Raw genomic sequence first — 21,744 nt, forward strand, 5'->3', positions numbered from 1 at the left:
GCCTCACAAAGGCATGCAGAAAGGCAACTGTCGTGCGCGGGATCAACGTATCCAGGCGTTCAGCGCATCGTCGGCGCCGCTGGTGGCCAATCCACCGTCAACGCGCGCGGTGGGGCCAGGCACGGCAGTGGCCCGGTCCAGGATCAGCTCGGCATCCGCGATCAGCTTGCGCCGCTCCAGAGCATGCAGGAAAGTCGCCTCCGCTGCAGCCATCTCACCTCGGTTGCGAGTGCGCAGATCTGGGTCCAACGCCAGCAGTCGCGAAAATTCGGCAAACTCTTCGGTGCGAGCTATTTCCACAGCACCACGATTAGCTTCCAGCCACGCCAGAAAAATTCTCGCTCCCGGCTTGTCTGTATGCCTGCCTACTTCGAACTCAACCATATCCGGGATGAGCACGCGCGCGCCCAGCAGCTTGAGCGTGTCAAGCGCATCCGCCACCGCAAGCGTTATCAGCGGGCCGGCATCGGTAACGATCAGCGCAATGTTCATCCGAACACCCGCTCGAACAGGCGTTGCTGCGTGAGGTTGTAATGCTGACGGGCATCCACTCGTGGCAAAGGCAAATGACGATGCGCCATCTCCTGCAGGATCTGGCCGAACCACAACTCACTGGCCTGCTCAATCTCCCGCCGCCCCATGCGTCCGGCGGAATAGGCTGCGAGCAAAACATCCAGATCCAAAGCTGCGGCGACGATTTTTCCCATGGCACATCTCCCCACGCCAAGTCCATGGATCGACTATACACCTGCGGTGTAGACTTACCCGACGTGGCGCGCGCCCTTCCGGTGCCAGGCATCCAGATACGGCAACACCACCAGCACCGTCATGAAGCCGGCCAGCGCGACACACACGCCGCACCAGCCGCCGTAGGTATCTACCGCCGCCGCCACCGCGCCCACCACCAGTGGCACCGCCAGCCAGCGCAGAAAAGCCTGGCGCCGCAAGGCCGCCGGCCACAATGTCTGATGCGGCGATGCTAGATAAAGACACAACGCCGCCAATCCCGCCACGCCCGCACAGATCCAGTTCATCTCAGGCCTCCGTTCAGATAGCGCCCTGCACCGGCCACGCCAAAATTCCCAAACAAATATAGTAAATGAGAATCGTTTACATTCAAAGAGAATTTTGCGGAACGGCTATTGTGATATTGAGACGCGTGCCGGCCGTCAGGCCGGTGTCAATGACGATGTGGCCGTCAAACGCCGCCACCCGCTCGCGCATGCCGATCAAGCCGATGCCGGTCGATGCCTGCGCCGGATCGAAGCCGGCACCGTTGTCGGCTATCCGCATGCGCAACTCGCCCTGCCCGAGCGACAAGTCGACACTGGCATGGGTTGCCCGCGCATGCTTGACGATGTTGGACAAGGCTTCCTGAACGATACGATACGCGGAGATAGCAATATCACCTTCCATCCCCGAGAAGTGGCCGCTGGCACTGAAATCGAAACGGCAACCGCTGCGCGCGCTGTCGTAGTGGCGCACCATCTCCTCCACCGCCCCGTCCAGCCCCAGCATGTCCAGCACTTCCGGCCGCAGACGGCGCACCAGCGAGCGGCCGCTGTTGTACAGGCCCAGGGTCAACTTGCCGATCGCCTGCGCCTTGTCGCGCACCTCGCCTTCGGCGCTCAGGTTGGCGATCTGCTGCGCCTCCAGCCGCACCGCGATCAGCGTGGCATTGAGTTCATCGTGGATCTCCAGCGCGATACTCTTGCGCTCATCTTCCACCGCCGTGTTGACCTGGCGGATCAAGCGACGCTTCTCCGCATCCGCCTCGCGCAGCGCCTGCAGCGATGCGTTCAGCGACGCATCCAGTCCCCGGGCCAACTGCCACGCCAGCAGCACGCACACCAGCAGCCCGATACTGCCGACCAGCAGCTCGACATAAAACCTGCGGGTCTGCTTCAGCAGCAGCGCGGATGGTGACATCGTCACCCGCACATAGCCCATGGTCTCCACCGTGACGCCGCTGGCGCCAGGCGCGCGGTCCTTCTGATATGGCTTGCCGTCCGGTCCCAGCATCGCCACCCACATCAAACGCTTGAGGATGGGGGCTTCGTAATAGCGCAGCTCCGCGCCGCCGCCACTGCCGGCGCGTGCGGCGGCGTGCACCAATTCGCGCCGCTGCGCATCCAGCACCTCGATGCGATCGATGCTCGGATCGGACCGCAGCAGGCCATTGATGGTCAGCTTCAAATCATCGTAGCGATGCGCGAGTACGCCGAACTCACTGCTGTCGGCCAGCACCTTGGCCACCAGCGGGCCACGCTCGGCCATCTCCTCGCGCACCTCCGTCAGCCGCGATTGATGCGCGTACCAGACGAACGTGCAGAACAGATAGGCCAGCGGCATGGCGGTCATCGCCATCAACCGCGTGCGCACGCTCCAGCGGCGCCAGAAGTCCAGCCGCATCAGGGCTCAATCAAGCCATGCTTGACCGCCAGCCGCGTGATGTAGGCCGGCCGATGCACGCCCAGTTTTTCCTTCACCGCCTGGCTGATATTGCTGATGGTTTTAGTCGAGACATCCAGCTTCTCGGCGATTTCGGCATTGGTCAGGCCCTCGGCCATCAAGGTGAAGATTTCCAGTGCGCGCTCGTCCAGCTGCGATTGCGGCGAAGCGTCGCCACGCACCGACAGATTGGCCAGACGCTCGGCGACATGCGGCAGGAAGTACAACTGGCCTTCGTCGGCACGCCGCACCGCCGCCGCCAGATCGGCCGGATCGCAATCCTTGGTCATGAAGGCGCGGCCGCCGATGCGGTAGGTTTCCTTGATCAGGCTATCCTGATCGAACTGGCTGAGGAAGACGATGGCGGCGTCGGGTTGATGTGCCAGGATCTGCTTGGCCACGTCCAGGCCAGTCATCTGTTCACCGAAGCGGATATCCAGCACGATCACGTCCGGCCGCACCTGCTGGAACTGCGCCAGCGCGTCTTCCGGCGTGCGCGCCTGCGCCACCACCTCCAGCCCCTGCCCTTCCAGCGACAACGCAAAACCCGTCATCACGATCGGATGGTCGTCCGCCAGCATCACGCGTATTTTTTTCATTTACTACCTCGAAGCACTTGGATGGTCGAAGCATATCACATCGTTACAGCGATATTTTGGCTTTTATTTTTCCATTCAATGGAATAGTATACTTCCATTAAGTAGCAATTAACACCACCACCAAGGAGCAATCATGAATCAAAAGAAGAATCTGACTGGCATCAGTACCGTCGTTCTGCTGCATGTGGCGTTGCTTGCGGCATTCCTGCATGGCTCTAAACTGACCGTAATCAAGACCCTGCTGCCCGAAGTCGATCTGGTGCCGACGCAGGAAGTCCCCAAGCCCAAGGAACGCGAGCCGCAAGTGGAGGAGCCGCAATTGAAGCAGCCGGAGATTCTGGTACCCCGACTGACGGACGACATACCGATCGAATCGCCGCCCAGCGTGACGGCGCGTGAAATGACGGAGACGCCACCGGCCCAGCCGCCAGCCGGTCCGCGCAGCAGCGGCGGGGAGACGACCGCCAAGGGCAAGACGCAGGCAGCGCCGGTGGTGATCCCGGCCGTGGTGGACGCCCAGGCATGCAGCAAGCCCGACTATCCCAAGAACGCGCTGCGCAACGGCGACACCGGCACCGTCATGCTGGCCTTCCTGATCGGCAGCGACGGCAAGGTGGCCGATTCACGCATCGAAAAATCCAGCGGCTTCCGGGAACTGGACCGCGCCGCCCAGGCCGGCCTCACACTATGCAAATTCAAACCCGGCACCGTGGACGGCGTGCCACAACAGAGCTGGACCAAAATGCAGTACGTGTGGAGCCTGGATTAATAAACCGTACCGCCGGCGCCATCCGCGCCGGCTTCTTTATGCCGCCGGTTTGACGGCGACCAGATTAATCAACGTTTCTTCGCGCACCGCCGGGGGCTTGATGCGCAGGACCGTCTCCAGCATCCCCAGGTCTTCGCGGCTCCACCACAGGAAGGGATAGGACACCGCGCTATCCGGCACCGAGAAGCCGGCCGCGCGCACCATGGCCAGGTATTCCGGCGCTGTCTTTTGCACGTCCATCGGATGGCGGAACAGCAGGCGGATGATCCACGAGTGGATGTAACGCCGCGTCGATTCGGCAAACAACAGCACCCCGCCCGGCTTCAGCACGCGGAAGAATTCCTGGATGGCGCGTTCCTGGTCGATCAGATGGTGGAAGGTCTGGTGGCAGAACAACAGGTCCACCGAATTATCCGGCAGCTTGATGTTCGAGCTGGAACAGCAGATGAATTCCCCCTGCATGCCATGCGCCGCCACCTCCAGCGAAGACGCCTCCAGCATCTCCGGATCGATGTCCATGCCGATCAGACGTTGTGGCGCAAAGCGACGCTGCAGCTTGGGCAGCGAGCGGCCGTAGCCGCAGCCGACGTCCGCCACCACCGCATAGGAACGCGGCGCGGCCGGCATCATCCGCTGCAAATCCTTCAGCGCGCGCTCCAGCACATGCACGGTCCAGGTCTCGGTCCGCAAAAACCATTTGCCGAAGGCCGTTTCCGGCACATGCGGCTCGTCCGGGGGCTGGATCACGTTTGGATTGGCGCTCATAAGTTCTCTCTACTCCTGTTTTATAATATCGGACCTCGTTTAACCGATCGATCCTGTGGCTTTTCTACGTTCTCGCCTGTTGCTTGCCGCCCTCACGCTCGTGCTGTCCAGCGCGTCGGCCGCTCAGGCCGAGCCGGCGCCGGTGCGCTTCCTGCTCACCTTTGACGATGGCCCGGCGTCGGCGGTGAACGACAATCCCACGGTGCACATCCTCGAAGTGCTGGAACAACGCCACATCAAGGCAGTGTTCTTCACCCAGCCACGGGCCTGGAACGGCGGCGGCACCGAAATGGGCCGCGCCCTGATCCGGCGCGAATACCGCGAAGGCCACGTCATCGGCCTGCACTCCGGCACCCCGTTCCACTCCAACCACCGCTTCATGAGCCGCGAGCGGCTGGATGAAACCCTGCAACTGGGCCTGGACGACCTGAAAAGCGAAACCGGCGTCACGCCCAAGCTGGTACGCCCGCCGTTCTGGGCCTACGATGCCGACACGCTGGCGTCCTATCGCGCCCACGGCCTGCAAATGCTGCTGACCGACCTGAATGCCAACGACGGCAAGATCTACGGCGTCAACTGGAGCTGGCATAAACGCTCCAACATGCTGACCCACCTGGCCGAAACCCGCAAACACTGGGCCGCCGGCGCGCTGCCGTCGGTCGATGGCTACACGCCGGTGGTGGTCACCTTCCATGACGTGAACACCTACACCTCGCGTCACATCGAGGAATACCTGGAGATCCTGCTCGACGTCGCGCGCGAGCTACAGGTGCCGCTGGCCGAACAGCCGTTCTACCAGGACCACGACCAGCTGGAGCGCGCCGCATTGGCCGCCACCATCACCGATCCCAATCTCAAGCCGCAGTTGCCCGGCTTGTGGAACTGGCTGTGGCAGTAATCAGGGCAGCGTCACCAGATCGATGCGCGGCGCCTGCGCCAACGGCCGCTCGCTACACAACGCCACCGACAATTCCGGATGCGGCACCGATACGCAATAGCCGCCCACCTGATTCAGCTTGAAACGCGCTTCCTTCTCGCTCCACAAACGGTAAAAACCGTCCGTGCGATCGTCGCCTGACAAACCCTGAATGCGCGCCCACTGCGCCATTTCATCGACATCGAACGCCTGCGCCGCCAGCGCCGCCAGATCGCGTCCGCCGTCACGCATTTCAATATCCAATCCCAGCGCCGTCTGCGCGCTGACCGCGCACGCCACCCAGCGCCCGCTGTGGGCGATGCTGAAACCGGGCTGCGTACCTTTCAGCACCGGCGCCGTCAAACGCGGCGCCTTGCCGACCTGCTCGTCCAGCCGCACCTCCTGCGGCGTGACGCCCAGCAGCCGGGCCAGCGCCGCGCGCAGCAGCACCCGACCAACGATGAACTGACGCTGGCGCTGCGCGCGCACAAAGCGCTGATGGCGCGCCATCTCGCTGGCCGTCAGCCAGCTGCGATAGCGCTGCAGATCGGCTTCCGCCACCGCGTCCGCATCGACCATCCAGAGCGAGGCCAGCGCGCTCATTTCGCCGCAACCGCCTTGTCGTCCGCGCCAGTCGGGCCGCCCACTGCGCGGTCGAAGTTGGCCAGCACGTAAGCCCCCGCCAGCTTGCCTACCCGCGTCAGCATCATATTGTCATGTACACCGAACTGGAAGCCGGCCGCCATCGCCGCCGCCCGCTGGAAAAACTCAGGATTGGCAATCTCGACACCATTGGCGTCGCGTATGGACAGATGCATCAGCACTCCCGAGCTGCCGGCCAGAGGGCCGAGCAGCACTCGCTTGGCGCCGTGTTTGAAGGACAGCTCATCCACCACTGGTTCGATCACCAGCTTGCGGCCATTGTCCGGGCGCTGGTTCCATTTCGCCAGCGCTGGTGCAATCTCCTCCTGGAAGTTGGATTCGATCTTGGCCAGGCCCGCCGCGTCGCTCTGATAACCGGCCTTGAACACCACCGGCTTGACTTCGATGCGGCCATAGGAGGCAAAAGCCTCTTTGGGCGGCGGATTCTGCGTGCTGCTAGCCTTGATGCTGGTGGCACAACCGCCCACCATCACGGCTGCCATTACGCACGCCACCAGCACAGCGCTCTTGAGGTTTTTATTCACAATATTCTCTCGTCCGGGATCAAGGTGCGATTTTGACGAAGTCGCCCTTCAGCGCAACGCCGGCCATGATGGCGCCGTCCGCGCATTCGAACTCGGTCTGGCTGGCCATCTCGATATCCTTGAAGTTGCTGACGATGTTGACCACGGCGTTGGCGCCCAGTTCCTGCGCGCGCTTTTGCAGCGCCAGCATGGCGGACAAGAACACCCAGTTGCACGCTTTCTCCGCCGACTTGCCAAAACCGTTGGTGCGCTGGCTGGTTTTGTCGCTGGCGATCTTGGTCAGCACCTTGGGCGTCGGCTGGTCGGCGAAATAGAACTTCACCGAATCGCCCAAACGGTTCTGCGCATCGTTCGCGGCCAGCGCGCCGGCGATCGGGAACTTCAACATGGTGTCGGCCGCCTGGGCCTGCAACGACGTCAACGAAACAGCCAGCAGTGCAGCTACGGAGATCAGTTTCTTCATGGTGTTATCCCTGTTTGAAGTAGCGTTTGAAAATCAGTGAAGTGTTAATGCCGCCAAAGGCGAAATTATTCGACATTATGTAATCGCAGTCCAGCTTCCGGCCTTCGCCGACGATATAGTCCAGTGCCGCGCATTCGGGGTCGACTTGTTCCAGGTTGATGGTCGGCGCGAACCAGCCTTCGCGCATCATCTCGATGCTGATCCAGGCTTCCAGCGCGCCGCAGGCGCCCAAGGTATGGCCCATATAGCTTTTCAGGGAACTGATCGGCGTGCCGGCGCCAAACACCGCCAGCGTCGCCTGCGACTCCGCCACATCGCCCTGCGCGGTGCCAGTGCCGTGGGCGTTGACGTAGCCGATGTCCGATGCCTGCAAGCCGGCATCCTTCAGCGCCAGCAGCATCGCCTGCTGCATGGTGGCGGCGTTCGGCTGCGTGACGTGGCAGCCGTCGCTATTGGTGCCAAAGCCCACCAGCTCTGCGTGGATGGTGGCGCCGCGCGCCTGCGCGTGCTCCAGGTCTTCCAGAATCAACGCCCCGGCGCCCTCGCCGATCACCAGACCATCACGACCGGCGTCGAAAGGACGCGGCGTGCTGTGGCCAGCATCGTTGCGGGTGCTGGTGGCGAACAGCGTGTCGAACACCGCCGCCTCGGTCGCGCACAATTCCTCGGCGCCGCCAGCCACCATGGCCAGCTGCTTGCCGGCCTGGATCGCCTCGTACGCATAGCCGATGCCCTGGCTACCCGAAGTGCAGGCACTGGAAGTGGTGATCACGCGACCGGTCAGGCCAAAGAACACGCCGATGTTGACCGGCGCCGTATGCGCCATCATCTTGATGTAAGTGGTGGCGTTGATGCCCTTGGTGGTGCGCTCTTCCATCATGCGGCCGAAGTCACCGATCGCGCTTGGCGTGCCGGCCGAGGAACCGAACGACACGCCCATCTCGCCACTCTTCATCAGCGGATGATCGAGCAGGCCGGCATCCAGCAGCGCCAGTTCGGTGGCGCGCGTGGCCATCAGCGCCACCCGGCCCATGCTGCGGATCGCCTTGCGGTTGTAGCGCTCATTCAGCTCGAACGGCGCAGCCGGCGCGCCAAGGCGGGTGTTGAGTCCTTCGTAATCCTCCCAGTCCGCCATGCGCACGATGGCGTTGCGGTACTGGCCGAGACGTTCGCGGATTGACGCCCAGTCGTTGCCGATCGGGCTGATGCCGGCCATGCCGGTGACGGCGACGCGGCGGCTCATGCCAGACCTCCGTTGACCGAAATGACCTGGCGCGTGATATAGCCGGCGTCCTCGCCGATCAGGAAGCTGACGGCAGCCGCCACTTCCTCCGGCTTGCCGACGCGGCGCGCCGGAATCAGCTTGAGCGCTTCCTCCATCGGCACATCTTCGATCATGTCGGTTTCGATCAGGCCCGGCGCCACGCAGTTGACGGTGATGGCGCGCTTGGCCAGTTCCAGCGCCAGCGCCTTGGTGGCGCCGATGATGCCAGCCTTGGCCGCGCTGTAATTGACCTGGCCACGATTGCCGATCAAACCCGACACCGACGCCAGCGTGACGATACGTCCCGGTTTGCGGCGCTGAACCAGCGGCATGATGAGCGGATTAAGCACGTTATAGAAACCATCCAGATTCGTTTGCAGCACAATATCCCAGTCCTCGCCGGACATGGCGGGGAAGGCGTTGTCGCGCGCCACACCGGCGTTGCACACCACGCCGTAATAGCAGCCATGTTGCGCGATATCCGCCTCCAGCGCGGCGGCGGTGGCGGCGCGGTCGCTGATATCGAACTGCAGCACGCGCGCGGCGCAGCCCATCGCCATGACTTCCTGCGCCACCGCGTCGGCCTCGGCGCGCTGGCTGCGACAATGCAGCACCACATCGTAACCGTCACGCGCCAGGCGCAGCGCGATCGCCTTGCCGATGCCGCGCGAAGATCCCGTCACCAGCACGCTCATGGATTTATTCTGACTCATCCTACGTTTCCATCTTTGAGAAATTGATTGACATTGTGAGGCTGGAACACCGTCACCGTGGCCGTGGCTGCGCTCTGCACGCCATCCACCACATCGATGCGGCACTCGAAAGCGCCCAGGCCATTCTCAGCCTGCAGCACCCGGTGCACATGCACGTGCAGCACGCTGCCCGGCGCGAACACCGGCACGCTGGCCTCGTATTTGCGCGAGCCTAGCAGGAAGCCGACCTTGACCTCCTCGCCGCGCCGCAGCGCCAGCCAACCGGCATGCGCCGCCACCGCCTGCGCCATGTATTCGATGCCGACCCAGGCGCCAACACCATCGGCGCCAGCCAGCATGCTGCCTGCATGGATGCGCACCTCGGCGCACAGATTGTCCTCGTCGGCACTGAGGGCGCGGTCCAGCAGCACCATCTGGCCGGAGTGCGGAACCAGCGCGCGTATATCCGGCAGCATCATGCGTCCCTCCCCAGCAGCAGCGCGGCGTTGGAGCCGCCGAAGGCAAAGGAACTGCTCAGAATGCGCCGCAACGGCCGGCCCAGCGCGGCACCCGGTGGCGCCAGATTCAGCGCCGGCAGCGCCGCATCGCGCTCGCCGTCCCACAGATGCGGCGGCAAACGGCCCTCGCGGTTATCGTCCTGCATCGCCAGCCAGCACAGCGCCGCCTCGATGGCGGCCGCCGCGCCCAGCGTGTGGCCGGTGAACGGCTTGGTCGAGCTGACCGGCGTCTCCAGGCCAAACAGCGCTTCGATCACGCGCGACTCCATGGCGTCGTTCTGCGGCGTGGCGGTGCCGTGCATATTGATGTAGTCGACATCGGCAGCAGCCACACCGGCGCGCTGCAAGGCCTGTTCCATCGCCAGCCGCGCGCCGGCGCCGGTGGGATCGGGTGCCGACATGTGATGGCCGTCCGAGGATTCGCCCCAGCCCATCAGCCGCACCGGCACCGCGCTGTCGGCGTCGGCGCTCATCAGGAACAACGCCGCGCCCTCGCCAATGTTGATGCCCTTGCGGTTGGCGCTCATCGGATTGCACTGCACCGCGCTGACCGACTCCAAGGCCGCAAAACCGGCCACCGTGAAAGCGCACAGCGAATCGACGCCACCGGTCAGCACCGCGTCGCACAGTCCCATGCGGATCAACCGCGCCGCGCTGGCCAATGCCTTGGCGCTGGACGAACAGGCGCTGGAATGCACATAGGCCGGGCCGCCAAGTCCCAGCTGCTGCGCCAGCATCTCGGCCGGCGAACCCATTTCCTGCACCCGGTAGTGGAAGCCGTCCGGCAGGCTGCCGTCGCTGGCAAAGCGCCCCACCGCCTGCTCGGTCTCACCGATGCCGGAGGTGCTGGTGCCGATCACCACGCCGATGCGGTCGGCGCCATAGCGCGCAATCGCGGCATCCAGCGCCGGGCGGATCTGCGCCAGCGCCGCCAGCGCCAGCGCGTTATTGCGGCTACGCTGGTGCGGCGGCAGATGCGCCACTGACGGCAGCTCGCCGCGTACCTCGCCCAGCGGCAGTTCGCGCCCGGCCGACCATCGCGCGGTCGGCGCCACGCCGGACTGGCCGGCATACAGGCGTGCCCTCACCTGCTCCGGGCCATCGCCCAGCGCGCAGGTGATACCGCAGGCATTCAAATAAAAATTCAGCATTCCTTCATTCCGTCATTCGGTCGGTGCAAACTGTATCGTCAGCTTATAGTGATACCGCAGGTTTTCCAAGACCACCGTACCGCTCCAGCGTGGATCGCCGCTGTAGGCTATCCGCATGATAGGCTCGTCGGCCAGGTACAGCGTGCGCTGGCGGCCCTGCTGCTCGACGCGCCAGCCGGCCGGCAGCGCCGCCGCCACCGCATCCACTGGCCACAGCGTCAGCTGCATATCTTCCAGCACATCCTCCGCCCGCACCTGCGATGGCAGCATCACATGCCGCCACGAAGTCAGATCCTTGCCATCGTAATGCAAAGTCAGCACGCGCTGGCCAAACGCCAGGCCCACCACGTCCACCGCCTCCGGCTCCACTTGCAGCGCCACGTCCAGATCATCGGTGCGGCCGTCTCGCTCCACCTTCAGGTGCTGCTGCACGCTGATGGACTGGCCCAGTGCCGCTGGCGCCAGCTTCAGGCCCAGGCGCGCGGCAGGCTGCGGTGGCGACGAAGCGCAGGCAGCCAGCAGCAGTGCCAGCACCACAGCGGCGGTACGCTGCATCAGGCGGGCGTGCATAACGCCTCCAACGCCGCCAGACGGCGCGATGTTTCCTTCACCAGAGGATTGTTCTGGTCCCAGGCATAGCCGGCCAGGATGGACGAAATCATGCGCTTCACGTCCGGCTGCTTCTGCTCATGGAAGATGATCTTCTGGAAGCCGCCCGCATACCACGACTCGACGAAGGCGCGGAAAGTGTCCACGCCACGCCGCAGCGGCACGCCGTAATCGGCCTGCCAGTCGACCTGCTCGCCCTTGAACTGACGTTCCAGCGCAGCGGCGGCCAGGCTGGCCGATTTGAAGGCGATGGTGACGCCGGACGAGAACACCGGGTCCAGGAACTCGCCCGCGTTGCCGAGCAGCGCGTAGCCCTGGCCCCACAGCTTGTCGACATTGGCCGAGTAGCCGACGATCTGGCGCGCCGGCGTGTCCCAGTCTGCATTGGCCAGCAAGCCACTCAGCGAAGGTTCTTCCGCCACGATGGCGCGCAGACGCTCGGTCGGCGTGCCCTGGTAGCGGTCGAGGAAGCTGGTCTCCGCCACCACGCCCAACGAACAGCGGCCGGCGGCAAACGGAATGGTCCAGAACCACACATTGCAGTGCTTGGGATGCACGGTGACGCGGATCTTGTTGCGGTCGAAGCCCGAGCGGATGCCATCCTGCACATGGGTGAAGATGGCGCCGCGCACCGGAAAGTTGGATGGCGTTTCCAACTTCAGCAAGCGTGGCAGGATGCGGCCAAAGCCGCTGGCATCCAGAATGAAGCCGGCGTCCACCACATACTGCGCGCCGTCCGGCGCCTTGACGCTGACACGCGCACCGCCATTGGCGCCCTGCCCCAACGCGATGTCCAGTACCTCGTGACGATAGCGCACCTCGGCGCCGAAGCGCTCAGCCTCGCGCGCCAGGATGTGATCGAAATCGGCGCGCTGCACCTGGTAGGTGGTGCCCCAGCCATCGGTGTACTTGTCGCGAAAATCGAAATCCGTGTAACAGCCGTCGCGCATAAAGGCGGCGCCGTTCTTGAACTGGAAGCCCGCCTCCACCACCGCGCGCAGCATGCCCGCCTGTTCGAGATAGGCCATACTTTGCGGCAGCAGACTCTCACCGATCGAAAAGCGCGGGAACTGCTCACGCTCGATCACCAGCACCTGCCTGCCCTGCTGGCGCAGCAGCGCGGCCGCCACCGAACCGGCCGGACCGGCACCTACGATCAGGATTTCCACGCTTTCGTTGTTGATTGTTTCAGTCATGAGGGTCTTCCTTGGAGATGCCAAAACAGGGAACAAACAGCCAGACCAGCGCGGTCCCGATCAGCATCGTCAGGCCGAATGCCTGCAATGCCGGGGTTGAGCTCAGGCCCAGCAAGCCAAACGACAAAATCGTATTCGCGGCCGACATGCCGACCGCCAGCCACGGCGTGCGGTCGCGCCGGTCCGGATGTTCCTGCATGAAGATGCCGTAATCGACGCCCACGCCCAGCAGCAGCATCAGCGCCAGCACATGGAACAGCTGCAGGTTCTGGCCGGTGTAGCCGAAGATCGCCAGCGCCACCACGCTGGCCAGCGCAGTCGGCGCCAGCACGCGCCAGGTGCGGTTGCGATAGCGCCGGAACAGCAGCGCGAACACCACCACGTAAGCGCCCAGCACCACCCAGCTCATGTCCTGCCGATAGCGACCAAGGACTGACGAAATCTCCGCCACCTTGTCCACCCACTGCACGCCATCCAGTCCCTCGGCCGCCATCAGCACTTGCGGTGCGGAGGCCGCGCTCATGCCGCGCAGCGCGACGATGCTGGCGTAGACGCCGTTGTTCTCGCCCAGCCACAGATGGCGCCACGGTTCGCTGGCCGGCGATTGCAGGAAGGCGTCCAGCGACAGCGGCTGCGCGGCGGCCAGCAAACGCTCGCGCGTCGCCGCCACCCATGCCGCATCCTCACCGGTTTGCGCGGCGATGGCTTGCAGCGGGCCGTCATCGGCCAGCAGTTTTTGCTCCACCAGCGCGCGATGCGCGGCCTGCGCCTGCGCCGATGGCAGCCAGTTCGAGATCGCCTGGTAGCCGGAAATGCGGTGCGAGGCGACAAAGCTGTCCAGCCGCGCTTTCAGCTGCTCTTCACGTTGCAGCACTTGTTCCGCCGAAGCGCCGCGCACCAGGAAGTACTGCACCGGCGTAGGCGCGTCCAGCAGCTTGCTCAATTTGATCTGGTCGTCGATCAGGTGCTTGGGCGGATTTTGCAGCAGGCGGATATCGTCATTGGCGCCCAAGCGGGTGATGCCATAGCCTGCCACCAGCACGAACAACGCCGCGCCCACCAGCGACACACGATTGAAGCGCAGCAGCGGCCAACGCTGCAAGGCGGCGCCGTAGACGCGCACCAGGCCACCGCTCTTCAATGCGCGGCTGCCGATCAGCGCCGGGAACCAGCACACCACCGTCAGCCAGGCGAACACCAGGCCCAGTGCCGAGAACACCGCCATCTGGCGCAGGCCAGGGAACGGCGTCAGCGCCAGTCCCATATAACCGATCACCGCCGCCAGCAACGTCAGGCCCAAGCCTGGCAGCAGGCGTTTGAGTAGCGCCGGCGAATCCAGCGTGTCATCGGCCGACAGGCGGTTGCACAGGAAGTAGATGCCATAGTCCTGCGCCACGCCGATCAGGCTCGCACCGAACACCAGCGTCATCAAATGAATCCGGCCGAACAGCAGCCAGCACACTGACAGCGCGCCCAGGCAGCCGATGCCGATCGATAGCAGGATCAGCGAAATCGGCTTGAAGGAGTGAAAGGCAAACCACATCAGCAGGATGATGCCGATCAGAGAGCCGATGCCAATGGTGGAAGCTTCGCCGCTGGCCTTGGCGCTGGCATTGGCCGCGTGCAGAATCACGCCGGCCTGAATCACTTCCGCCTGCGGCGCCGCCTTGCGCGCCGCGTCGACCGCCTGTTGCAGCAACGGCAGCACGGTTTCCTGCGCCGTCATCGACAGCGCGGGCATCTTGAGCGTCATCGGCAGCAGCACGTACTGGCGTTGGGCGTCAGCCACGAACAGATGGCCATCGCGCGGCCGCACCGGCGTTTCCTGCGCGCGCTCCTGCACCCAGCCGGAGAACAAGCCGAAAGGATCGTCCTGCCATGGCCCCAGCTTGGGGCCGGCGAACGGCGCATACAGGGAAGCCAGCGCGGACTCGGTCCAGAACTGCGCCGGCTGCTCGCGCAGTTGATGCTCCTGCTGCGCCGTCAGCAACACCGCGCGGTGCTGCTGGAACAGCGCCAGCCAATCACTCTGCGTCTGCTCATTGACTGGCGTGGCATCGAATACGTCTTTGCGCGCGGCCAGCACGGCGTTGTAGGCATCGGCGGCGCGCTTGGCATCGTCCCAGTCTTCAGCGCCCACCAGCACGATCAGGCGCTGCTGCGCCGCGTCCACCATGTGGTTGAACGATGCCTGCAGCACCGGATCGCGCTCCTGCACCGGCAGCAGCGCCATGATGTCGGTATCCGGCACGATGCGCTTGACGGCCCACAGCCAGGCGTTATGCCCCAGCAGCAGACACACCGCCAATAGCCACAGCAGCGCGAGTTGTCGGGTTCTGGTCAAAACAGCGCCGCCTCTTCTTTGCTCATCGCCGCCTCACCGGTTTTGATGTCGGAGAAAACGATGTGGGTGCGGTCGCCGCTGCCTTCGTTCATGACGATGGATTTGACGTACGCGCCGCCATCCAGCTTGATGGTGCCTATGGCTTTTTCCAGCGCCGCCTGGCGCGGCTTGAGCGACACGTTCCAGCTATTGGCGTCGACGCTGCCGTCGCCTTCGAACAGCGTGTCCAGCTGTCCCAGGTCGCCGGACAGCAGCGAGAACAGCACGTTGTTGATGACGCGGACCGTCGGTTCGGTCTTGGCGTCCAGCCGCATGGCGACGCGGTCGCCCTGATAGTTGACGATTTCATCGCGCGTCAGCCGCAACGTGCTGGGAAAAGGTTTGAGGGTGCGCCATAACACGCCCTTGCCGGCGACCACGCAGAAGCGGCCTTCCGACGCCAGCGGCTTCTTCATGCCGGCCAGCGTTTTGGTCTGGTCGAAGCGGCCGCACATCACCGCCGGCTTGGCCAGCATGGCCTGGATTTTCGCGGCCGGCACGGCGGCTTGCGCGGCGCCGGCGCACAGCAGCGTGGCGGCGATCAGAAATTTAAACTTGTTCATCAGGCGTGATCCCCAGTTTTTCAAACAACACCGGCGGCGAGACGTAGCACATCTCCTTGGTGTCGATATGCACCGCCACCATGGTGGTGCTGGCGCGGTTCAGGCGCTTGCCGGTATCGGCGTCGGTAATCAGATAATCGATCTTCAGGCGGTTTTCCCATTCGACGATATCGGCGCGCAGCTTGAGCTTCTGGCCGAAGGTGGCCGAACCGATGTAACGCAGCTGCATGTCGATCACCGGCCAGGCGTAGCCGGACTCCTTCATCTGCGGGTAGTTGTAGCCAATCTTGTCCAGCAGCGCGCAGCGCACCACTTCCAGATACTTGACGTAGCGCCCGTGCCAGACGATCTCCATCGGGTCCAGGTCGAAGAACTGCACCTGCATCTCGACTTCCGCAAACCAGCGGCTCTCTTTTTGCTTACGCATACAGCTCCCATGCCTGTGCGCGGATACGTTGCAGCATCAGGCGCAGATCCGGTTCCAGCCGGCGGTCCTCCTCCACCGGCGCCATGTCGGCAGCCAGCGCGTCCTGCATCGCCGCCAGCGCGGCATGCGGTTGCAGCTCGGGGCTGACCTGACGGCGCAGCCACACGCCCTGGCGCACGGTAATCAGCAAGGCCGCCACTACCTGCTCGGTCAGATCCAGCACGCGCAGGCAGTCGCGCGCGGCGATAGTGCCCATGCTGACCTTGTCCTGGTTGTGGCATTCGGTCGAACGCGAGAACACCGAGGCAGGCATGGTGGCCTTCAAGGCTTCCGCCGTCCACGCCGAGGCGCTGATTTGCAGCGCCTTCAAGCCGTGGTTGATCGGCGCGCGCTCGCCACGGGCGCCGGACAAATTGGCTGGCAGGCCATGGTTGTAGCGGCTGTCCACCAGCAGCGCCATCTGGCGGTCCAGCAGGTCGGCCAGATTGGCGACGGCGTTCTTCATCCCGTCCATGGCGAAAGCGATATGGCCGCCGTAGAAGTGACCGCCGTGCAGCACGCGCTGGTTATCCGGATCGATCAACGGATTGTCGTTGGCGCTGTTCAGTTCATTCTCGATCATGGAGCGGAACAGCGGCATGGCGTCGGCCAGTACGCCGATCACGTGCGGCGCGCAACGGATCGAGTAACGGTCCTGCAAGCGCTTGCCGTTGCGTTCCCACTGGTCGGTCGGCAGGTCGCTGCGCAGCCAGGCCGCCACCTGCTGCATGCCGGCGTGCGGCTTGGCGGCAAACAGCACTTCGTCGAAGTGGTGCGCGTTGCCGTCCATCGCGAACGAAGCCATGGCGGTGATGCGCGTGACCAGCTTGCACAGATAGTCGGCGCGGTCACAGGCCAGGCAGGCCAACGCGGTCATCACGGCGGTGCCGTTCATGATGGCCAAGCCCTCTTTCGGCCGCAGTCGCAGCGGCGTGATGCCGGCTTCCTGCAAGGCTTGCGCGGCCGGCACCTGCTCACCGTTGCGCCACACTTCGCGCTCGCCGCACAGCACCGCCGCCAGATAGGACAGCGGCGTCAGGTCGCCGCTGGCGCCGACCGAGCCTTCGGATGGAATCAGCGGCAGCAGGCCGGCATCCAGCAGGCGCGTGATCTGCAGCAGCAGTTCGACGCTGACGCCGGAATAGCCCTTGCTCAGCGATGCCAGGCGCGCGGCCAGGATGGCACGGGTTTGCGCCGGCGTGAAGTACTCGCCCAGGCCTACGCCGTGGTAGGTGTACAGATGGTGCGGCAGATCGGGCACCAGTTCCAGCGGCACGTTGACGGTGCAGGAATCGCCATAGCCGGTGGTGACGCCGTAGATGGTACCGTCCTCGCGCAGCAGGCGGTCGAGGAAATCGGCACCGCGCTGGATGGCGGCGCGGAAGGCCGGATCGTCCGACAGCGCGGCGACGGCGCGGCCCTGTGCGATATCGACGATGTCGGCGATGGTCAGGCGGTCCTGGTCAAAGCGCACAGTGCGCGGCGGATGATTGAGTTGGGCGATGTCAGCGAGATGCATCGGTGCTTTCCTGTTGCGGCAAGTGCCAGAAGTCGTAATAGTTAAACCATTGCAGCGGCGCGCGCATGGTGTAGTGCTCCAGCCGGCGCGCGTAATCGGCGGCCAGCGCGTTCAACGCGGCGTTGCGGTCCTTGCGCGGGATCTGCACCTGGTCGCGGAAGTGTTCGAAGTGGACTTCCGAGCGCTTGCCATGGCGGGTGGAGAACAGCAGATAGACCGGGCATTGCAGGATGCCGGCCAGGACGTAGGGGCCGATCGGGAACGCGGCCGGCGCGCCGAGGAAGTCGGCCACCGCCACGCGCGGGTTGTGCGACACCGGCACGCGGTCGCCGGCGATCACTACGAACTCGCCGCGCGCCACGCGCTCGGACAGCAGCATGGCGGTGGCCGGCGACATTTCGGTCACCTGCATCAGATTCAACTGGCTGGCCGGATTGAGGCGGCCCAGCATGTCGTTGAACGCTTGCGCGTGCTTGGTGTGCACCAGCACCGTCAGTTTGATGTCGTGCCGGGTGCGCGACAGCACGCGGCACAATTCCAGGTTGCCGAGGTGGGCGCAGATCAGCAGACCGCCTTTGCCGGCCGCCACCGCGTCGGTAATCAGCTGACCGCCGTGCAGATCGACGTCGTCCAGTTTGAACAGGCCACCCCACAACAGCATTTTGTCGAGGATACTTTCGCCGAAGGCGGCGAAGTGCCGCATCACGCCCGGCAGGCGGATGCCGGCATAGGCCGACATGCGGCGCAGGTATTCCTGCGAGGCGCGGCGTGGCAGCGGCTTGGTCAGCACGTACCACGACAGCACCGGATACAGCACCAAGCGGAACGGCCAACGCCCGAACACGCGGGCGATCCAGAACAGCAGGCGCATGCCGGTCACGAAGCTGATCTCGTTGATCGAGGCCCAATGCAAACCACGTGCGCTCATTTGGTCTGCCATTTGCGCGCCAGTAGTCGGGGGATACGCGGCAGCATGCCGAAGAACAGCACGGTGTGCATCCACGAGATCAGCACATTGTCGCGCCAGACGCGGAAGTGCGAGACACCGTCCGTCGGGTAGGAGACACGGGTCGGCACGTTGAGCACTTGCAGGCCATCCCAGTACAGGCGGACGATGATGTCGGTGTCGAAGTTCATGCGCACGCCGATCGCGCGGCGCGCGGCCAGCGCGTTGACCGCAGCAACCGGATAGACGCGGAAGCCGCACATGGAGTCGCGGATGTCCAGCGACAGGGTGTTGATCCAGACCCAGATGTGGGTGGCGTAACGGCCGTACAGGCGCGCTTTGGGTACCGATTCGTCATACACCGGGTGGCCGCAGATGATGGCTTGCGGGTGCTGTGCGGCGAGGGCGAGGAAGTTGAGTACGTCGTCGGTGTTGTGCTGGCCGTCGGCGTCGATTTGCAGTGCGTGGGTGTAGCCACGCTGTGCGGCGTGGCGGAAGCCGGCCAGCACGGCGGCACCCTTGCCCTGGTTGTGCGGCAGGCGGACCAGTTCGACGCTACCCGCATGCTCTTGCGCCAGCGCGTCCAGCACGGCGGCACAGGCGGCGGAACTGCCATCGTCGACCAGGATGCAGGGCGTGTCATGGCGCAGCAGGCCAGCCAGCACGGCGCCGATGGCGTGTTCGTGGTTGTAGACCGGGACGATGATCACGGGTTTAAACATCGTCGTCTCCAAACAGGATGCGGCCGCTGGCGTGCTGGCCGGCGTCGGAGGTGTAGCGGAATTGCAGGCTGCCTTTAACGCTGTCATGCGACAGTTCCAGTTGCACCGCGCGCTCGGGCGCCACCACCTGCTGGAACTTCAGCTGCTGGATGCCTTTGAAGCGCAGCGGCAGCGTGAAATACGCGCGGCCGTAATGCAGCGCCCAGTCGACTTGCACCACGCCCGGCAGGATCGGCGCGACGTCGAAGTGGCCGTCGAAGTACAGCAGGTCGGCCGGCGCGGTCAGCTCCAGCAGTACGCGCTGCGGCGCGCGTTCCAGCTCGCGCACGCGCGGCAGCAGCGGCCGATCGTCGCGCGCGTCGCTGAGCAGCGCCAGCAACGATGCCATCGTGGTTTTGCCTTGCGCGTTGAGCGGCATCTGGTCGAGATAACGCCAGCGGCGCGGCAGCGCGACCGCTTCCACCACCTCGGCCAGCACGGCGCGCAGGCGCTGGTTCAAAGCTGCCTTGCCGGCGATGTCCAGCAGCGTACGGCCGGCGGCGGTCGGCACCACAAACGCCGCCAGCCGCTGACGCTCGCCGGCTTGCGGCTCGCACAGCAGCACGCGCGCTTCCGCCGCCAGCCCGGAAGCGGTCAACGCCGCCTCCATCGCACTCAGCGAGATGCGCTTCTCTTCAATCTTCACGATACGGTCGCTGCGGCCGAGCAGCACGAATCCCTGCTGGCCACTGGGCGCCGCGCGGTCCGACAACGCCAGCCACCCGTCGTCCGGCAGATGCGGCGAGCGCACCTCCAGCGTGCCTTCCTCGTCGTCCAGACGCCACTCCACTGTGGGGAACGGCGTCCAGCCATCATCGTCGATGGCGCGGCGCTGGCGCCAGGCCACGCCACCGGTCTCCGAACTGCCATACACCTCAACCGGCGTATGTCCCAGCAGCGCGCCGGCCGCCAGAGCCGCATCCGGCGCCAGCGGACCGCCAGAAGAAAACACCGCCCGCAGCATGCTCGCCGCCCCGCTCCAATCCAGATGCTCCGGCAAGCGCTTCAGATGCGCCGGGCTGGCGATCAGCACGCACGGTCCGGCCGCCAGCGCCGGCGCCAGTTCCTCGGGATAGGCGATGCTGGCCGCATGGATCGCCCGGCCGCTGCTGAGCGGCCACAGGATCTTGAACAACAGCCCGTAGATATGCTGATGCGACACCGTCGCCCACACCGCCGCATCACCGGCGGCTTCCATGAACAAGGTTTCCAATGTGGCGACTTCGCTAGCCATTTGCGACAGCTTTTTCGGAATCGCCTGTGCCGCCCCGGTGCTACCGGAGGTGAACACTACCAGCGCCGGCATGTCCGGATGCAGATCCGCGCTCAAGCCCGCCGCCAGCGACACCGGCAACGCGGCCAATGGTTGCAAGGGTTCCAGCTCGGCCGGGAACTGGCCGACGAAACCATCCACCGACGTCCGCAGCGACTCGCAGGTGGCCGGCAGCGTATCGGCGCTGAGCCACACGGTTTTACCGGCATGCCAGGCGCCCAGCAGCGCCGCGCCGAATTCGATGCTGTCTTCCAGATACAGCGCAAAGTTGCGGCCCGACTGCGCGATCAGCAGCCCATGCCAGGCATGCACACGTGCCAGAAAGGCCGTATTGCTGATCCCTTCCTCGCCGCGCCAGCCAACCAGGCCGGTAGCCGGCCGCGCCAGCATGGCGGCATACAAATGCTCCAGACGATCAGACATGATGCAACCGTTTGAAACGCAGGCGCACCAGATACTCCGCGCCAAACAACACGCCCATCAGGACATACGACACCACGCCGGTGTATAGCGACCACACCGCCTCCGATGCCCACAGCGCCGTGCCGAAGGCGATGGCGCCATTCAGCACAAAGAAGCCGCACCACACCTGGGTCACCTTGCGCATGTACTGTTGCGCCACTGGCGGAAAATCCTGCCCGCCCAAACGCGCCATGCGCTCGACCGCCGAGATCGGCGTCGACAGGCTATAGCCAAAGCCGGCCAGCAACGCCAGATTGACCAGCACCGGATACAACTTCAACGGCAGCAGCAGATTGCTCCAGATGGCGCAGCCGACCAGCACCAGCGCGCCGGCCACCGACCAGCGCGCGACGCCGCTCAGGCGCAGCGCCGGCAGCCGCGTGGCCACCGCCAGCAGCAGCAGGCCGGCCAGCCAGCGCGGCTCCACCTGGCCGTGGCCAAACCAGATCGCCAGTGGATACAGCAGCGTCACCACTGCCGTCAATACAGTCATCGGCATCGTGTTACGCAGCCTGCTCCGTCATGCCGGCCAACGCGTCAACCACGTCGCCGATGGTACGGATATTCTTGAACACTTCCGGCGCCAGACGCTTGCCGGTCAGCTGCTTCAGCTTCACCGCCAGATCGACCGCGTCGATGCTGTCGATATCCAGGTCGGCGTACAGATTCGACTCGGCGGTCAGCGACGCCTGGTCCAGTTCAAACATCTCCGCCAGCAGCTCGACCACCCAGGTCTGCAGCTGCACTCTGCTCATTTCATTCAGATCTATCATGTCCTTCATCCCTTAGTG

26 protein-coding genes are annotated in these 21,744 nt (G+C 64.5%); 2 read left to right on the top strand and 24 right to left on the bottom strand.

Going from position 1 to position 21,744, the window contains the following annotated elements; translation table 11 throughout:
* Positions 1–42: 42 nt before the first annotated feature.
* The 5 genes from GJ699_RS04615 to GJ699_RS04635 all read right to left on the bottom strand — a co-directional run bounded on the left by GJ699_RS04615 (position 43) and on the right by GJ699_RS04635 (position 3,050).
* The gene (locus tag GJ699_RS04615; protein ID WP_154373559.1) at positions 43–492 is read right to left on the bottom strand and encodes a PIN domain-containing protein; all 450 of its coding nucleotides are present in this window, start codon (positions 490–492) and stop codon (positions 43–45) included.
* On the bottom strand, positions 489–707 hold the full coding sequence (locus tag GJ699_RS04620; protein ID WP_154373561.1) for a hypothetical protein: 219 nt from the start codon (positions 705–707) through the stop codon (positions 489–491). Before GJ699_RS04620 ends, GJ699_RS04615 begins: the two co-directional genes overlap by 4 nt.
* Positions 708–761: 54 nt before the next feature.
* Entirely contained in the window at positions 762–1,034 is a 273-nt protein-coding gene (locus GJ699_RS04625; protein ID WP_154373563.1) for a hypothetical protein, read from the bottom strand.
* A gap of 82 nt (positions 1,035–1,116) precedes the next feature.
* Entirely contained in the window at positions 1,117–2,412 is a 1,296-nt protein-coding gene (locus GJ699_RS04630; protein ID WP_154373565.1) for a sensor histidine kinase, read from the bottom strand.
* Positions 2,412–3,050 (bottom strand): response regulator transcription factor, encoded by a 639-nt coding sequence (locus GJ699_RS04635; RefSeq protein WP_154373567.1) that lies wholly within the window; start codon positions 3,048–3,050, stop codon positions 2,412–2,414. The genes GJ699_RS04630 and GJ699_RS04635 overlap by 1 nt, the downstream gene beginning before the upstream one ends.
* Positions 3,051–3,183: 133 nt before the next feature.
* Between GJ699_RS04635 and GJ699_RS04640 the strand changes: the two genes are divergently transcribed.
* Positions 3,184–3,819 carry an energy transducer TonB gene (locus GJ699_RS04640; protein ID WP_154373569.1) on the top strand — a complete coding sequence of 212 codons (636 nt, stop codon included), beginning with the start codon at positions 3,184–3,186 and terminating at the stop codon, positions 3,817–3,819.
* A gap of 36 nt (positions 3,820–3,855) precedes the next feature.
* Here GJ699_RS04640 and GJ699_RS04645 read toward each other — a convergent pair whose 3' ends face one another.
* Entirely contained in the window at positions 3,856–4,584 is a 729-nt protein-coding gene (locus GJ699_RS04645) for a class I SAM-dependent methyltransferase (protein ID WP_154373571.1), read from the bottom strand.
* 55 nt (positions 4,585–4,639) lie between these two features.
* Between GJ699_RS04645 and GJ699_RS04650 the strand changes: the two genes are divergently transcribed.
* Positions 4,640–5,482: a polysaccharide deacetylase family protein gene (locus tag GJ699_RS04650; RefSeq protein ID WP_371867457.1), complete on the top strand. Its 843-nt coding sequence runs from the start codon at positions 4,640–4,642 to the stop codon at positions 5,480–5,482.
* Here the strand turns inward: GJ699_RS04650 and GJ699_RS04655 are convergent, their stop codons facing one another.
* The 18 genes from GJ699_RS04655 to GJ699_RS04740 are packed head-to-tail and all read right to left on the bottom strand — an operon-like array spanning position 5,483 to position 21,726.
* Complete coding sequence (locus GJ699_RS04655) at positions 5,483–6,103, bottom strand: 4'-phosphopantetheinyl transferase family protein (RefSeq protein WP_154373573.1); 621 nt, start codon at positions 6,101–6,103, stop codon at positions 5,483–5,485.
* Positions 6,100–6,687 carry a hypothetical protein gene (locus tag GJ699_RS04660; RefSeq protein ID WP_154373575.1) on the bottom strand — a complete coding sequence of 196 codons (588 nt, stop codon included), beginning with the start codon at positions 6,685–6,687 and terminating at the stop codon, positions 6,100–6,102. The genes GJ699_RS04655 and GJ699_RS04660 overlap by 4 nt, the downstream gene beginning before the upstream one ends.
* A gap of 19 nt (positions 6,688–6,706) precedes the next feature.
* Positions 6,707–7,150 (bottom strand): excinuclease ATPase subunit, encoded by a 444-nt coding sequence (locus GJ699_RS04665; protein ID WP_154373577.1) that lies wholly within the window; start codon positions 7,148–7,150, stop codon positions 6,707–6,709.
* Between the two features lie 4 nt (positions 7,151–7,154).
* Positions 7,155–8,393: a beta-ketoacyl-ACP synthase gene (locus GJ699_RS04670; protein ID WP_154373579.1), complete on the bottom strand. Its 1,239-nt coding sequence runs from the start codon at positions 8,391–8,393 to the stop codon at positions 7,155–7,157.
* Positions 8,390–9,127 (bottom strand): 3-ketoacyl-ACP reductase FabG2, encoded by a 738-nt coding sequence (locus GJ699_RS04675; protein WP_154373581.1) that lies wholly within the window; start codon positions 9,125–9,127, stop codon positions 8,390–8,392. Before GJ699_RS04675 ends, GJ699_RS04670 begins: the two co-directional genes overlap by 4 nt.
* A complete protein-coding gene (locus GJ699_RS04680) occupies positions 9,124–9,585 on the bottom strand; it encodes a hotdog family protein (RefSeq protein ID WP_154373583.1) in 462 nt (153 codons plus the stop codon). The genes GJ699_RS04675 and GJ699_RS04680 overlap by 4 nt, the downstream gene beginning before the upstream one ends.
* Entirely contained in the window at positions 9,582–10,775 is a 1,194-nt protein-coding gene (locus tag GJ699_RS04685) for a beta-ketoacyl-ACP synthase (protein ID WP_154373585.1), read from the bottom strand. Before GJ699_RS04685 ends, GJ699_RS04680 begins: the two co-directional genes overlap by 4 nt.
* 12 nt (positions 10,776–10,787) lie before the next feature.
* Positions 10,788–11,345, bottom strand: coding sequence for a DUF3261 domain-containing protein (locus tag GJ699_RS04690; RefSeq protein WP_154373587.1), 558 nt, complete (start codon positions 11,343–11,345; stop codon positions 10,788–10,790).
* Positions 11,330–12,580 carry an NAD(P)/FAD-dependent oxidoreductase gene (locus GJ699_RS04695; protein ID WP_154373589.1) on the bottom strand — a complete coding sequence of 417 codons (1,251 nt, stop codon included), beginning with the start codon at positions 12,578–12,580 and terminating at the stop codon, positions 11,330–11,332. The genes GJ699_RS04690 and GJ699_RS04695 overlap by 16 nt, the downstream gene beginning before the upstream one ends.
* The gene (locus GJ699_RS04700; protein ID WP_154373591.1) at positions 12,573–14,924 is read right to left on the bottom strand and encodes an MMPL family transporter; all 2,352 of its coding nucleotides are present in this window, start codon (positions 14,922–14,924) and stop codon (positions 12,573–12,575) included. The genes GJ699_RS04695 and GJ699_RS04700 overlap by 8 nt, the downstream gene beginning before the upstream one ends.
* Entirely contained in the window at positions 14,921–15,526 is a 606-nt protein-coding gene (locus tag GJ699_RS04705) for an outer membrane lipoprotein carrier protein LolA (protein WP_154373593.1), read from the bottom strand. The genes GJ699_RS04700 and GJ699_RS04705 overlap by 4 nt, the downstream gene beginning before the upstream one ends.
* On the bottom strand, positions 15,513–15,953 hold the full coding sequence (locus GJ699_RS04710; RefSeq protein WP_154373595.1) for an acyl-CoA thioesterase: 441 nt from the start codon (positions 15,951–15,953) through the stop codon (positions 15,513–15,515). The genes GJ699_RS04705 and GJ699_RS04710 overlap by 14 nt, the downstream gene beginning before the upstream one ends.
* On the bottom strand, positions 15,946–17,511 hold the full coding sequence (locus GJ699_RS04715; protein WP_195763456.1) for an HAL/PAL/TAL family ammonia-lyase: 1,566 nt from the start codon (positions 17,509–17,511) through the stop codon (positions 15,946–15,948). Before GJ699_RS04715 ends, GJ699_RS04710 begins: the two co-directional genes overlap by 8 nt.
* Positions 17,498–18,439 carry a lysophospholipid acyltransferase family protein gene (locus tag GJ699_RS04720; RefSeq protein ID WP_154373597.1) on the bottom strand — a complete coding sequence of 314 codons (942 nt, stop codon included), beginning with the start codon at positions 18,437–18,439 and terminating at the stop codon, positions 17,498–17,500. Before GJ699_RS04720 ends, GJ699_RS04715 begins: the two co-directional genes overlap by 14 nt.
* A complete protein-coding gene (locus GJ699_RS04725; RefSeq protein WP_154373599.1) occupies positions 18,436–19,179 on the bottom strand; it encodes a glycosyltransferase family 2 protein in 744 nt (247 codons plus the stop codon). The genes GJ699_RS04720 and GJ699_RS04725 overlap by 4 nt, the downstream gene beginning before the upstream one ends.
* Positions 19,172–20,914 (bottom strand): ApeI family dehydratase, encoded by a 1,743-nt coding sequence (locus GJ699_RS04730; RefSeq protein WP_154373601.1) that lies wholly within the window; start codon positions 20,912–20,914, stop codon positions 19,172–19,174. The genes GJ699_RS04725 and GJ699_RS04730 overlap by 8 nt, the downstream gene beginning before the upstream one ends.
* Positions 20,907–21,452 (bottom strand): COG4648 family protein, encoded by a 546-nt coding sequence (locus tag GJ699_RS04735; RefSeq protein WP_154373603.1) that lies wholly within the window; start codon positions 21,450–21,452, stop codon positions 20,907–20,909. Before GJ699_RS04735 ends, GJ699_RS04730 begins: the two co-directional genes overlap by 8 nt.
* A 4-nt stretch (positions 21,453–21,456) precedes the next feature.
* A complete protein-coding gene (locus tag GJ699_RS04740; RefSeq protein ID WP_229261944.1) occupies positions 21,457–21,726 on the bottom strand; it encodes an acyl carrier protein in 270 nt (89 codons plus the stop codon).
* Positions 21,727–21,744: the final 18 nt, after the last annotated feature.

Source organism: Duganella guangzhouensis (assembly GCF_009674535.1).
GTDB lineage: Bacteria > Pseudomonadota > Gammaproteobacteria > Burkholderiales > Burkholderiaceae_D > Rugamonas > Rugamonas guangzhouensis.

What these genes read in the sequence shown, in the direction of transcription:
- GJ699_RS04615 (WP_154373559.1), bottom strand. Translation starts at nt 492, where the DNA reads ATGAACATTGCGCTGATCGTTACCGATGCCGGCCCGCTGATAACGCTT.
- GJ699_RS04620 (WP_154373561.1), bottom strand. Translation starts at nt 707, where the DNA reads ATGGGAAAAATCGTCGCCGCAGCTTTGGATCTGGATGTTTTGCTCGCA.
- GJ699_RS04625 (WP_154373563.1), bottom strand. Translation starts at nt 1,034, where the DNA reads ATGAACTGGATCTGTGCGGGCGTGGCGGGATTGGCGGCGTTGTGTCTT.
- GJ699_RS04630 (WP_154373565.1), bottom strand. Translation starts at nt 2,412, where the DNA reads ATGCGGCTGGACTTCTGGCGCCGCTGGAGCGTGCGCACGCGGTTGATG.
- GJ699_RS04635 (WP_154373567.1), bottom strand. Translation starts at nt 3,050, where the DNA reads ATGAAAAAAATACGCGTGATGCTGGCGGACGACCATCCGATCGTGATG.
- GJ699_RS04640 (WP_154373569.1), top strand. Translation starts at nt 3,184, where the DNA reads ATGAATCAAAAGAAGAATCTGACTGGCATCAGTACCGTCGTTCTGCTG.
- GJ699_RS04645 (WP_154373571.1), bottom strand. Translation starts at nt 4,584, where the DNA reads ATGAGCGCCAATCCAAACGTGATCCAGCCCCCGGACGAGCCGCATGTG.
- GJ699_RS04655 (WP_154373573.1), bottom strand. Translation starts at nt 6,103, where the DNA reads ATGAGCGCGCTGGCCTCGCTCTGGATGGTCGATGCGGACGCGGTGGCG.
- GJ699_RS04665 (WP_154373577.1), bottom strand. Translation starts at nt 7,150, where the DNA reads ATGAAGAAACTGATCTCCGTAGCTGCACTGCTGGCTGTTTCGTTGACG.
- GJ699_RS04670 (WP_154373579.1), bottom strand. Translation starts at nt 8,393, where the DNA reads ATGAGCCGCCGCGTCGCCGTCACCGGCATGGCCGGCATCAGCCCGATC.
- GJ699_RS04675 (WP_154373581.1), bottom strand. Translation starts at nt 9,127, where the DNA reads ATGAGTCAGAATAAATCCATGAGCGTGCTGGTGACGGGATCTTCGCGC.
- GJ699_RS04680 (WP_154373583.1), bottom strand. Translation starts at nt 9,585, where the DNA reads ATGATGCTGCCGGATATACGCGCGCTGGTTCCGCACTCCGGCCAGATG.
- GJ699_RS04685 (WP_154373585.1), bottom strand. Translation starts at nt 10,775, where the DNA reads ATGCTGAATTTTTATTTGAATGCCTGCGGTATCACCTGCGCGCTGGGC.
- GJ699_RS04690 (WP_154373587.1), bottom strand. Translation starts at nt 11,345, where the DNA reads ATGCACGCCCGCCTGATGCAGCGTACCGCCGCTGTGGTGCTGGCACTG.
- GJ699_RS04695 (WP_154373589.1), bottom strand. Translation starts at nt 12,580, where the DNA reads ATGACTGAAACAATCAACAACGAAAGCGTGGAAATCCTGATCGTAGGT.
- GJ699_RS04705 (WP_154373593.1), bottom strand. Translation starts at nt 15,526, where the DNA reads ATGAACAAGTTTAAATTTCTGATCGCCGCCACGCTGCTGTGCGCCGGC.
- GJ699_RS04710 (WP_154373595.1), bottom strand. Translation starts at nt 15,953, where the DNA reads ATGCGTAAGCAAAAAGAGAGCCGCTGGTTTGCGGAAGTCGAGATGCAG.
- GJ699_RS04715 (WP_195763456.1), bottom strand. Translation starts at nt 17,511, where the DNA reads ATGCATCTCGCTGACATCGCCCAACTCAATCATCCGCCGCGCACTGTG.
- GJ699_RS04720 (WP_154373597.1), bottom strand. Translation starts at nt 18,439, where the DNA reads ATGAGCGCACGTGGTTTGCATTGGGCCTCGATCAACGAGATCAGCTTC.
- GJ699_RS04725 (WP_154373599.1), bottom strand. Translation starts at nt 19,179, where the DNA reads ATGTTTAAACCCGTGATCATCGTCCCGGTCTACAACCACGAACACGCC.
- GJ699_RS04730 (WP_154373601.1), bottom strand. Translation starts at nt 20,914, where the DNA reads ATGTCTGATCGTCTGGAGCATTTGTATGCCGCCATGCTGGCGCGGCCG.
- GJ699_RS04735 (WP_154373603.1), bottom strand. Translation starts at nt 21,452, where the DNA reads ATGCCGATGACTGTATTGACGGCAGTGGTGACGCTGCTGTATCCACTG.
- GJ699_RS04740 (WP_229261944.1), bottom strand. Translation starts at nt 21,726, where the DNA reads ATGATAGATCTGAATGAAATGAGCAGAGTGCAGCTGCAGACCTGGGTG.